General features: G+C 74.0%; 11 protein-coding genes. 3 read left to right on the forward strand and 8 right to left on the reverse strand.

Annotated features, from left to right (window positions below; genetic code table 11):
* The 4 genes from ADY01_RS40890 to ADY01_RS25685 form a co-directional block, all read right to left on the reverse strand.
* A partial coding sequence (locus ADY01_RS40890) for a hypothetical protein (protein WP_234320412.1) occupies window positions 1-242 on the reverse strand: 242 nt, incomplete at its 3' end.
* A gap of 133 nt (window positions 243-375) precedes the next feature.
* Window positions 376-1098, reverse strand: coding sequence for a VOC family protein (locus ADY01_RS25675; RefSeq protein WP_049578258.1), 723 nt, complete (start codon window positions 1096-1098; stop codon window positions 376-378).
* A gap of 189 nt (window positions 1099-1287) precedes the next feature.
* Complete coding sequence (locus ADY01_RS25680) at window positions 1288-1659, reverse strand: nuclear transport factor 2 family protein (protein WP_049578260.1); 372 nt, start codon at window positions 1657-1659, stop codon at window positions 1288-1290.
* A 154-nt stretch (window positions 1660-1813) separates the two neighbouring features.
* On the reverse strand, window positions 1814-3076 hold the full coding sequence (locus tag ADY01_RS25685; protein ID WP_049578262.1) for a helix-turn-helix domain-containing protein: 1263 nt from the start codon (window positions 3074-3076) through the stop codon (window positions 1814-1816).
* A gap of 217 nt (window positions 3077-3293) precedes the next feature.
* On the opposite strand from ADY01_RS25685, the gene ADY01_RS25690 reads away from it, so the two are divergent.
* The 3 genes from ADY01_RS25690 (at window position 3294) to ADY01_RS25700 (ending at window position 6930) form a co-directional block, all read left to right on the forward strand.
* Window positions 3294-3887, forward strand: a complete 594-nt coding sequence (locus ADY01_RS25690) for a hypothetical protein (protein ID WP_159001425.1) — start codon at window positions 3294-3296, stop codon at window positions 3885-3887.
* 229 nt (window positions 3888-4116) lie between these two features.
* The gene (locus ADY01_RS25695) at window positions 4117-5199 is read left to right on the forward strand and encodes a LacI family DNA-binding transcriptional regulator (protein WP_049578265.1); all 1083 of its coding nucleotides are present in this window, start codon (window positions 4117-4119) and stop codon (window positions 5197-5199) included.
* Between the two features lie 111 nt (window positions 5200-5310).
* Window positions 5311-6930 (forward strand): alpha-amylase family glycosyl hydrolase, encoded by a 1620-nt coding sequence (locus tag ADY01_RS25700; protein WP_234320413.1) that lies wholly within the window; start codon window positions 5311-5313, stop codon window positions 6928-6930.
* An 18-nt stretch (window positions 6931-6948) separates the two neighbouring features.
* Here ADY01_RS25700 and ADY01_RS25705 read toward each other — a convergent pair whose 3' ends face one another.
* The 4 genes from ADY01_RS25705 to ADY01_RS25720 all read right to left on the reverse strand — a co-directional run bounded on the left by ADY01_RS25705 (window position 6949) and on the right by ADY01_RS25720 (window position 11385).
* Window positions 6949-7329 carry a GntR family transcriptional regulator gene (locus ADY01_RS25705; RefSeq protein ID WP_049578273.1) on the reverse strand — a complete coding sequence of 127 codons (381 nt, stop codon included), beginning with the start codon at window positions 7327-7329 and terminating at the stop codon, window positions 6949-6951.
* Window positions 7317-8744 (reverse strand): lysine N(6)-hydroxylase/L-ornithine N(5)-oxygenase family protein, encoded by a 1428-nt coding sequence (locus ADY01_RS25710; protein ID WP_049578269.1) that lies wholly within the window; start codon window positions 8742-8744, stop codon window positions 7317-7319. Before ADY01_RS25710 ends, ADY01_RS25705 begins: the two co-directional genes overlap by 13 nt.
* A gap of 13 nt (window positions 8745-8757) precedes the next feature.
* Window positions 8758-10260: a pyridoxal phosphate-dependent decarboxylase family protein gene (locus tag ADY01_RS25715; RefSeq protein WP_053171201.1), complete on the reverse strand. Its 1503-nt coding sequence runs from the start codon at window positions 10258-10260 to the stop codon at window positions 8758-8760.
* A 132-nt stretch (window positions 10261-10392) separates the two neighbouring features.
* Window positions 10393-11385, reverse strand: a complete 993-nt coding sequence (locus ADY01_RS25720) for a DNA polymerase Y family protein (RefSeq protein WP_063784355.1) — start codon at window positions 11383-11385, stop codon at window positions 10393-10395.
* Between the last annotated feature and the right edge of the window lie 40 nt (window positions 11386-11425).

An 11425-nucleotide genomic window follows, 5' to 3' on the forward strand; every position in this document is an offset into this window, starting at 1 on the left:
GGGTGGCGGCGGCGAGCCCGGCCACCTCCGCCTCCTCCGACCCGCCGAGGGCGAGCAGCGTGGCCGCGGTCCCCCCCCCCGGCGACGACCGCGGTCGCCCCGGCGGCGGCGAGCAGCCCGCGGCGCGTGAACCGCGGCCCGCCGCGGCGCTCGCCCACGCGCTCCCGGAGCCGAGCCACCTCGTCCGCGAGCCGCTCGACGTCCTCCGGCGACCGCTCGGGCCCCGGCTCCCGTTCCCCCATGCCGCAGCGCCCTCCCACCCGGTCCGCCGGTCGCCCGATCGCCTGTCACATGTGACGCAGACCCTAGCCGGGGCGCCGGGGACCCCTCCCGACGGAGGTCGGCCAGCACGGGACGCCGACCGCGATCGCCGTGCTACCGGGGGGTCAGAACGCTGAATACGTTTCCGTCGGGGTCGGCCATCGCCACCGAGCCGTCCTCGTTCCGGCCGATGCCGACGCGCGTCGCCCCCAGGGAGACGAGACGGTCGACCTCCGCCCGCTGATCGCCGTCGGCAGGCGGGGCGAGGTCGAAACGCGGCCGTTCCTTCCCCGTCTTCGGCGTCAGGGGCGGGCCGCCCCAGGTGATCTTCGGGCCGCCATGCGGCGAGCGGATCGCGGTCTCCTCGTCCTGGTCCCAGACCAGCGGCCAGCCCAGTGCCTTGCTCCAGAAGTACCCGACCTCCTGCGAACCGTCGCACGCGAGCGCTCCGACGAATCCGCACTCGGCGAGGAAGTTGTTGCCCGGCTCGATGACACAGAACTCATTGCCCTCGGGGTCGGCGAGCACCACATGCCCCTCCTCCGGGCGCTGACCGACGTCGATGTGCCGGGCGCCGAGCCCGAGGGCCGTCTCCACCGTCTGCCGCTGGTCGTCGAGGGAGGCGCTCGTCAGATCGAAGTGCATCGGGTTCGGGCCGGCCTTCCGCTCCCGGGTCGGGAGGAACCGGAGCCGGAACCCGGTGTCGTCGCTCGGCAGGAGGGCGACGCCCTCGTCGGGTTCGTCGGCCACCTCCCAGCCGAGGACGCCGGCCCAGAAGCGCGCCAGGCGGAGTGGGTCGTTCGCATCGAAGCAGAGTGCGTGGAGGTGGGCAGTCATCCCGTTCCGCGTCTCCGATCTACTGACTCGTGGCCGCGGGCAGGGCAGATCCTCCCTGCCCAGGAGGAGAGCAACGCTAGGACGCCCGAACCCCACGACGCAACGCGAATACGGCGGGGCCCGCCGACGAGCCGAGGTCCGGCACCCGCGGGCCGTGCGGCGCGCGCTGAGCGGCCACTCCCGACACCGTCATCGGGAATCCTCCGCTCCCCGCGGCTGGAGGGCGTGCGGGTCGAACACCAGGGAGTCGGAGGTGATCCTGCCGCCACGGACGACGAGGTAGTCGGCCGCGCGTACCGTGCCGAACGGGACGGTCTCCATGTCGTACGTGATCACGGCCCGTTCTCCGTCGCCGACCACGGCGAGCACCCGCACGCCGGTGACGGCCTGGGCGAACTCGCCCACCGCGGCGAGGACGGGCCCGGCTCCGGTGAGTCTGGTCCGCGGGCTCTCGAAGATCACGTCCTCGGTGACGCAGCGGGCGACGGCCTCCATGTCGCGCCGGGAGAACGCGTCGATGAAGGCCGCGGCGACCTCCGCGGGGGTGGCGTGGGCTGTCATGCTTCCACCTTCCGGTCCGGCCGGCGCCTTTCGCCGGCTCCGGTTCGTGGAGACTCGCCCCGGTGGGGAAACTCATCGCCCGGCCTCCCACGACGGCGCTGCCGAGCGTCGGCGGCGGGCTCCGGGGCGAGGTTGCTCATGCCCCGATCCGGCCTCATCCGCCGATCCAGGTCTCCGTCTCGAAGGCGAACTGGTACGCGGTCTCCTCCCCGTTCCCGCTGGTGCGGAAGGGGCGGCCGTCGTCGTCGACGCGCAGCGTGCCGCGCTCGCCGCCGCCGCTCCACACCAGCTCGATGTACCAGGAGCAGTCGCAGGTCCGCGTCGAGGCGGAGACGCGCAGGGCGAGCGGCTCGGTCGCGGTGGGCGCGAACGGCAGGCCCGGCGGCTTCAGTTCGGTGCCGGTGTCCCCGTCGAAGCCGTCGCTGGGCCGGGCCACGGGGCGTTCGGCGTCCAGGTCCACGGTGAACGAGGCGGGGGTGAGGGCGCCGCCGCAGCCGAGCGACATGTCGAACGCGGGCCAGTCCAGCGGGGCCCGGCGCTCGTCGACGCGGATGTGGAGAGCCTCGATCACCACGGGCCCGGCCGCGTCGTCGGGGCGGACGGTGGCCTCGACGATGGTGGAGTCGCCGTGCACCGCGTCGAGCCGCTCGGCCCAGGGCTCGGCGTCCTGGGCGATGGGCGGCGGGGGTATCTCGCCCACGGGGCGGTCGACGAGGTAGCGGTGGCCGCAGCCGCCCTCCCAGACGTGGGACCTGGCGGTCCAGGACAGCGGCGCGGCGGGCGGGGGGGCGGCGGCGTCACGGCCCCGGTCGGTGGCGCCGTCGGAGATGGTGGCGTTGACGACGGTGGCCACCACCAGCACGAGCGCGGCGATCCCGGCGAGGACGGCCCATCGGCCGCGGCGCCGCCCCCGTTCGCCCGGCCTCCCCAGGGCGACCACGTCACCGTCCGCGTCCCCGCCCGGCGGCTCGCCCAGGGCCCAGTCCGCCGACTCCCGGGGAACGAGGGGCGGTTCGGGCGGGGGCGGAGCAGCGACCGGCCCACCGGACCCGACCCGTTCCGCCATGTCCGGCTCCGCCACGGCCCGTTCGGGCGCGGCGCGCTCGGGCGCGGGCTCGGCCCCGCGGTCCGGCCTCGCCGCGGAGCGCCCCCTGGAGCGGCCCTCGGAGCGCAGCGCCTCCGCCCGGACCCAGAGCCGGTGCAGCTCCACCAGCTCCTCCTGGCCCGCGCCGCAGAGCCGGGCGAGCCGTTCCACCGGCGCGTAGTCGGCCGGGACCACGGCGCCGGAGCAGTACCGGTGCAGGGTGGAGGTGCTCACGTGCATCCGCCTGGCGAGCGTCCCGAAGCTCTGGCCCGAGCGGTCCTTCACTTCGCGCAGCCGGGCGGCGAACGCCTCTCCGGCCGGGTTCCCCGTCATCTCTCCCCCATCGTCCCCGGTCCCGCGAACGTCCCGCGACGCCGTTCCAGGGAAGACCCATCGTCGCACGTCAGGGCGGCCGTAACCGTTCCCGCGTCCCCGATCGGCACGGAACTGTTGCCCACGGCGCGCGACCCCGCGCAGGCTTCGTGGCACACATCCGCACGATCCTTTGGGGGGATCCGTGAAGCTTGCTGTTCCCGGCCGCCGTCACCTGGTGGCCGGCTCTCTCACGGCGGCCTGTCTGATGGCCGTCTCCTCCGTCTCCACCGCCCAGGCCGCCGCCGACCCGATCGGGGAAGAGGCGTTCATCACGGGCGGGGACATGCCGTCACACCCCGACGGCTGGTACTCCCACGGGCCGGTGCAGGGCCTGCCGGAGGTCCCGGTGTTCTGCTTCGAGGACGAGCTGCCCGCCGAGGACAGCTGGCACACGTCCTTCTGGACGGAGATGGACACCAGCGGTCTCCAGGTCGTCGTGGAGACCGGCGACGCGGCGGAGGCGGCGGCGCTCGTCGGCGCGCTGAACGAGGCCGCGGCGGACTGCGCGGCCGACTGGCTGCGTGAGAACCCGGGTTCGACGGCCGCCTGGGACGACTACGGCACGGTCGAGGGCGCCGACGGCGGCCACATCTACGGCGTCCACGTCGCCCCGCCGGAGTCCGGGACCGGCGTCAGCCTGTTCGGCATCGGGCAGGACGGCACGCGCGTCACGCTGATCGACTGGAGGCAGATGGGGAATCTGGAGCACGCTCCGGTAGGCGAGTTCACGACAACCCTCACCACGGCCCTCGGGAAACTGGGAGCCTGAGCCGTCACCAGCGTTCCGGCGCCTGCCTGTTCGGGGGCGGGCAGGCACCGGAACCACCCCGGTGATGTACACGTTTACATCATCCGTTTCAGGCGTTTCACCTGCGGTTATCGTCAACCTGACGGTCTGCGGGGCGATTTCAGCAAGAACCCAAGATCTTTTCATGTAAACGATTGCATTCCTTCCGGCATCGGCAGTACGTTCGGTCCACTGCCGTGATCGGAGGGTTATGGCTGCCAGCATCATCGACGTCGCCCGGCGCGCGGAGGTTTCCACCGCGACCGTCTCACGCGCCCTGCGCGGGCTGCCGAACGTGTCGGAGGCGACCCGCGAGCGGGTCCTGCGTGCCGCCGAGGAGCTCTCGTACTCGATCTCCCCGCACGCCTCCTCCCTCGCCTCCGGGAGAACGGGCACGGTCGGCGTCGTTCTGCCCTTCGTGAACCGCTGGTTCTACAGCCAGGTCGTCGCCGGGATCGACTCGGTGCTGCGCGCCAACGACCTGGACCTGCTGCTGTACAACCTCGGCGACGAGCGGGTCCACGAGCGGTTCTTCACCCGCATGCCGCTGCGCCGCCGCGTCGACGCCCTGATCGTGCTGAACCTGCCGCTCTCGGCGCCCGAGTCCGAGGCGCTGGTGTCGATGGAGGTGCCCATCGCCGTCCTGGGCACCCGCATCCCCGGCTGCTGGCACGTCTCCATCGACAACGCGGAGGGCACCAGCACCGCCATCCGCCACCTCGTCAACCTGGGACACCGCCGCATCGGTATGATCACCGGCGCACTTGGGGATCCCAGGGGCTTCACCACGCCCATCGTCCGCCAGCACGCCTACCGCGCGGTGCTGGCCCAGGCGGGTATCCCGTACGACCCGGACCTCGAGGCCCCGGGGCACTTCGGCATAGAAGAGGGCGCGTCCGCGATGGCGCAGCTGCTCAGTCTTCCCGATCCGCCCACGGCGGTCTTCGCCGAGTCGGACCAGATGGCCTTCGGCGCGCTGCGAACGCTGGGCCGCATGGGGCTGCGCGCCCCCGACGACGTGTCCGTCGTCGGATTCGACGACCACGAGACCGCGGAGCTGCTTGATCTCACCACTGTCGCCCAACCCGTAGCTCACCAGGGAGAGTTGCTCGCCCGCCAGATTCTGGACGCACTGTCCGGGGCGAGCGAGGAGCCGACCCGGGTGGTGGTGCCCACGCGCCTGGTCGTCCGGGGCACCACGAGCGCGGCGCGCGCCGCGCGACCCCGACAAGATCACTCCTCACTCCGGCCGGGACCTGAACCGGACCAGCACAGCCGCACTACTGCGCGGTGAGCCGCTCAATCCGCGCATTTTCCAGGGTCAACTCGCAAGAGGAATGGAAGATACGTGCCCCGCACCCGTATTGACGAAGACACGGCCGCACCCTGGTGGCGCACTGCCGTTGTGTATCAGGTCTACATCCGCAGCTTCGCCGACGGCAACGGCGACGGCATCGGAGACATCGCCGGACTCCGCGCCCGGCTCCCCTATCTCAGGGAGCTCGGTGTCGACGCCGTGTGGATCAACCCGTGGTATCCGTCGCCGATGGCTGACGGCGGCTACGACGTGTCCGACTACCGCGGCATCGACCCGTCGTTCGGCACGCTGGCCGAGGCCGAGGAGATGATCGCCGAGGCGCACGCGCTCGGCCTGCGCGTCGTCCTCGACATCGTTCCCAACCACACGTCCGACGAGCATCGCTGGTTCACCGACGCCCTGAAGGCCGCGCCCGGGTCGCCCGAGCGCGAGCGGTACGTCTTCAGGGACGGCGGCGGCCCGGACGGCTCGCTCCCGCCCAACGACTGGCGCAGCCGGTTCGGCGGCCGGGCCTGGACACGGATCACCGAACCGGACGGCACCCCGGGCCAGTGGTATCTGCACCTCTTCGCCGCCGAGCAGCCCGATCTCAACTGGGACAGCCGGGAGGTGTGGGCCGAGTTCGAGTCGATCCTGCGCTTCTGGTTCGACCGGGGCGTGGACGGCTTCCGCGTCGATGTGGCGCACGGGCTGGCCAAGCGGCCGGGGCTGCCCGACATCGGCCTGCCCGAGGAGGCGCTGTTCGACGAGGAGCGGCGGCGGGAGAACCACCCGCACTGGGACCTGGACAGCGTCCACGAGATCTACCAGACGTGGCGGAAGATCGCCGACTCCTACGCGGGCGACCGGCTGTTCGTCGCCGAGGCGCACGTCCACGAGGACCGGCTGCCGCTCTACGTCCGTCAGGACGAGCTGCATCAGGCGTTCAACTTCGCGTTTCTGAAGGCCCCGTGGGAGTCCAAGGAGCTACGCGCGGTGATCGACGGCTGCGTCGGCTCGCTCGCCACGGTCGGCGCCCCTCCGACCTGGGTCCTCTCCAACCACGACGTGCCGCGCCACGTCACCCGCTACGGCCGCGACTGCACGCGGACGCTGGAACACGACGTGCGCCCCGGCCCGAGCGACCGGGAGCTGGGGCTGCGGCGGGCGCGGGCGGCGGCGCTGCTGACCATGGCGCTGCCCGGCAGCGCGTATCTGTACCAGGGCGAGGAGCTCGGCCTGTGGGAGGTCGAGGACCTTCCCGAGGAGTCGCTCCAGGATCCGACGTGGCGGCGCTCGGGCCACACGGTCCGGGGCAGGGACGGCTGCCGGGTGCCGCTGCCGTGGTCGGGCCTGGACGCGCCGTTCGGCTTCGGACCCAAGGGCAGCGAACCGTGGTTGCCGCAGCCTTCGGGCTGGGCGGGCTGGACCGCGCAGGCCCAGTCGGGGACGCCCGGGTCGATGGTGGAGCTGTACCGGGCGGCGCTGCGGCTGCGGCAGGGGCAGCCCGGGTTCAGGGGCGAGGCGCTGAGCTGGCTGGAGACGCCCGACGGCGTGCTCGGCTTCGAACGCTCGCCGGTGCTGCGCTGCCTGGTGAACTTCTCGGAGGAGCCGTTCCCGCTCCCGAGGAAGTGGGGTGTGCTGCTGGCGAGTGACCGGGTCACCGGTGGACTGCTGCCGAAGGACACCACCGTGTGGTTGTGGGGCGGGGGCGCCTCCCGGGCCTGACGGCCTCTCCCCCTCCCCCTAAGCGGTCGCGTAGGCGGCTCGGATGGCGTCCTGGACCGCGGCCAGTGCCGCGGCGCGGTCCAGGCCGAGCCGCCTCACGCGCTCCGCGTACGCCTGGGCCGCCGCCGCTGCCTCCCGCGCGGCGGCGTCCCGGGCCGCGGCGACGAACGTGCCGTTGCGACCCCGGGTCTCCACGACGCCGTCGGCCTCCAGGGCGCGATAGGTCTTGGCCACGGTGTTGGCCGCGAGCCCCAGCTCGTCGGCCAGTCCCCGGACGGTGGGCAGCCGGTATCCGACGGGCAGCCGCCCCGACCGCGCCTGGGCGGCGATCTGCGCGCGCAGCTGCTCGTAGGGCGCGGCCGGTGAGAGTGGATCGATGGTGACCTTCACCCCAGCGATTGTGCCGCAGGGTCCTCCGGCGGGGCGGACGCGGGCCCCGGCGGCGGGCCACCGGGCGCCGACCGACCTGGCTGACCTGGCCGGCCTGGCCGGCCGAACGTCTGGAACGCGGTCCTGCGCGGGATGCGGAAGACGTCGCGGCCCGTCACCGCGTTGAGGATCAGGGCGCCGCGGTAGGCGCCGATGCCGAGGTCCGGGGCGGCGGCGCCATGGGTGTGCAGCTCCGCGTTCTGCACGTAGAGCCCCGCGGTGACCTCGGGAACGGTGCGGACCCGGTGTCCCTCCGTGATGTCGTAACGCCCCAGGCCGTCCCAGGCGATGAGCTTCTCCACGGGCGCCAGGCAGTCGGGGCGGCGGCCCGCGTAGCCGGTGGCCGCGATCACGGCGCCGGTGGTCACCTCGGTCTCCCGCCCGGTGTCGGCGTGCGCGGTGGTCAGCCGGATCGCCGACCCGTCGGCGGCGGGCTCGGCGCCGAGGACGGAGGTGGCGGGCAGCAGGGTGACCGGCGGCCGGTCGCCGTCGAGCATGTGGTCGTACAGCTCGGCGTGGATGAGGTCGATGGTCTCGCTGTCGATGCCCTTGTAGAGCTGCCACTGGGAGGCGATCAGCCGGTCGCGCGCGGCGGGGTCCAGGGCGTTGAAGTACCGCATGTAGGCCGGTGTCGTGTACTCCAGGACCAGCTTGGAGTAGTCCAGCGGGGCGAAGCCCCAGGAGCGGGTCAGCCAGGTCAGCGACCAGCCGGCGGCGCGCTGGCGGCGCAGCAGGTCGAGGAAGACCTCGGCGCCCGACTGCCCCGAGCCGACGACGGTGACGTCCTCGACGCCCGCGGCGGTCAGCGCGTCGATCCGGTGCAGGTACGCGCCGGAGTGGAAGACGCGGTCCCCGGCGGCCTCGGCGGCGGAGGCCAGCGGGGGCGGCAGCGCGGGCTCGGTGCCGACGCCGAGCACCAGGTTGCGCGCGGCGGCGGTGCGGGTGCGGCCGGTGTCCGCCTCGCGCAGCTCCAGCTCCCACACGTCGCGCCCGCCGTCCCAGCGCACCGCGTCCACGGAGGTGGAGAAGCGGCAGGCCGGGAGCCGCGCGGCGGCCCAGGCGCAGTAGTCGGCGTACTCGCGGCGCGGGATGTGGAAGCGCTCGGCGATGTAGAAGGGGTACATCCGGTCGTGCTCGACCAGGTAGTTGAGGAACGACCAGCGGCTGGTGGGGCGGATCAGGGAGACGAGGTCGGCGAGGAACCCGACCTGGAGCGACGCCCAGTCGAACATCAGCCCGGGGTGCCAGTCGTAGGCCGGGCGCCGGTCGAAGGCGGCGTAGGAGAGCCCGTCCACCTCGTCGGCCAGGGCGGAGAGGGAGAGGTTGAACGGCCCGATCCCGACGGCGGCCAGGTCGAGGACGGGTCGGTCGTCCGCCGCGCTCATGCCGTTACCTCGTTCATGCCGTTTCCTCGCTCATGCCCGCCCGCACCACGGCCGCGAGCAGTTCGTCGATGTCGGTCGTGGTGGCCTGGGGGTTGAGCAGCGTCAGCTTGAGCCGGACGGTGCCTCCGACGTCGGTGCGGCCGATGAGCGCGGTGCCCTCGCGCAGGAGGCGGCGGCGGAGCGCGGCGTTGACCGCGCCGGCGCGCGCCGGGTCGGCGGCGGCGCCGGGGTCCTGCGGCAGGTAGCGGAAGACGACCGTGGTCAGCACCGGGTCGGCGGTGAGGTCGAGCCGGGGGTGCGCGGTCACGGTGCGGGCGGCGTGCCGGGCCAGGTCGTGGCAGGCGTCGAGCATCGCGCCGATGCCCTCGCGGCCCAGGGCCAGGAAGGTGGCGGCCACCTTGAACGCGTCGGCCCTGCGGGTGGTCTGGAGCGAGTGGCCGAGCAGCCCGTCGTATCCCGCGGCGCCGTCGTCGTCCGGGTTGAGGTAGGCGACGCGCAGCCCGGTGGAGGCGGTGAGGGCGCGGGCGTCGCGGACCAGCAGGGCGCTGGCGGCGGCGGGCTGCCAGGCCGTCTTGTGCAGGTCGATGGTGACCGAGTCGGCCGCCTCTATGCCCGCGAGCAGGGGGCGCAGCCGGTCCGAGAACAGCGCGCCTCCCCCGTAGGCCGCGTCCACGTGCAGCCGGACGCCGTGCCGGGCGGCGACGGCGGCGAGTTCGGGCAGCGGGTCGATCGAGCCGTAGTCCGTGGTGCCCGCGGTGGCGACCACGGCGATGGGCACCTCGTCCTCGGCGAGCGAGGCCAGGGCGCGGTCCAGTTCGGCGGGGACCATGCGGTGGTCGGCGTCGGCGGGCACGGTCCGCACGGCGTCCTCGCCGAGGCCGAGCACGGCGCTGGCGCGGGCGACGGAGAAGTGGGCGAGCTCGGAGCAGTACACGACGGGGGTGACGGCGAGCCCCGCGAGCCCCGCGCCCCTGGTGTCGCCCCGGGAACGGAGCGCGCTGTCGCGGGCGATCAGGAGGGCCTGGAGGTTGGAGGCGGTCCCGCCCGGGGTGAGCACGCCGTCGGCCTCCGGGCCGAAGCCGGTGAGCCCGGCGAGCGAACGGACGAGGCGGCGTTCTATCTCGACCGCGTAGGGGCCGCTGTCCCAGGTGTCGAGGGAGGGGTTGAAGACCGAGGCGAGCACGTCGGCGGCGGCGGCCACGCTGAGGGCGGGGGGCTGGAGGTGGGCGGCGGCGCGCGGGTCGGCGAGGTCGACGGTGTGGGCGGCGAACGAACGGGCCAGCGCGAGGACCGCGCCCCGCCCGCCACCGGTGCGGGGCAGGGGGCCCTCGGGGAGCTGGGTGTCGAGGAGCCGGGACAGCTCGGCCGGGGTGAGGGCGGGCAGCGGGCCGCTGCGGCGGCGCAGGGCACCCGCGGCTTCCCTGGTCAGCTCGGTGACGAGCCGTCCGACGTCCGCGAGTCCCGCCGGGGCGGCGGCCAGCAGGTCGGGTTCGAGGAGGGTGGGGGGTGCGGACACGGGTGGTGCATGACCGGGCATGCTCATGGGTTCTGTGGGTGTCCCTTGGTCTCGGTCTCGTGGTCTCGGTCTCGGCCGGGGTGCGCGCGCTGGATCGACGGGGACAATTTAGGTTAGGCATACCTAACTTTGTCAACCGGGCCCCCTTCCCGCCGCCCTGCCCAACTGGCCCGCGTAGCCGACCGCCAGGGGACCGAACCGGCGGCGGGCCCGGTCGGCCGCCGCCTCGGCGCGGCGGCGGCGCTCGTCGGCCGGGTCGAGGGAGAGCTGCCGGGTGGTGAACGAGGCGTCGGCCAGTTCCTCGGCGCGCAGCGGCGCCGCCCTGACCCTGGCCCGCTGGAGGCCGAGCGCGTCGTGCAGGGCGTAGGCCATGCCCGCCAGCGCGGGGGTGTGCGCGGTCGGTTCGGGGAGGGTCTTGCTGCGGGTGGTGGCGCTCCTGTCGGCGTAGCGGACGGTGAGGGTGAGCGCGCGGGCGGTCCGGCCCTCGCCGCGCAGCCGGTGTCCGAGGTCGTCGGCGAGGGTGAGCAGGGCGCGGCGGCGCACGGACGCGTCCAGCTCGTCGCGGCCGAAGCTGAGCTCGGCGGACGCCGTGCGGGGTGGGGCGCTCGGGGTGACGGGCGTGGGATCGACGCCGCGGGCGAGGGCGTGGACGCGGCGGGCGGTGGTGGCGCCGAGGATTCGCTGGAGGGTGGCGGGCGGCGCGGCGGCGATCCTGCCGGCGGTGTCGAGGCCGTAGGAGCACAGCGCGCGGGCCGTCGCGGCGCCGACCCCGTGCAGGGCGCGGGCGGGCCGGTCGCCCAGGAACGCGGCGACCGCCTCCGGGGTGTCAGGCACCTCGGCCACCCCGGCGCCGTTCAGGTCGGCGGCCATCCGCGCCAGCAGGGGGTTGGCCGCGACGCCGATGGCGCAGTCGGCGCCGTGCAGGGCCAGCGCCCTGACCCGGACCAGACCGGCGAGCCGGACGGCGTCGCGTCCGAAGTACCGCAGCGCGCCCCGGACATCGGCGAGCGCGGCGGCGGGCGGGAGGGCCTGGACGACGGGGGTGATGCCATGGAGCAGCCCCAGGAGCCCGGGGTAGGCCGGGGGTTCCTCGCCGGTGCCCCCGAGGAACCTGACGTACAGCACCCGCCGGGCGTCCCGCTCGTTCCCCCCGCCCGGCCCGTTC

Source organism: Streptomyces sp. SBT349, assembly GCF_001083795.1.
Taxonomy (GTDB): domain Bacteria; phylum Actinomycetota; class Actinomycetes; order Streptomycetales; family Streptomycetaceae; genus Streptomyces.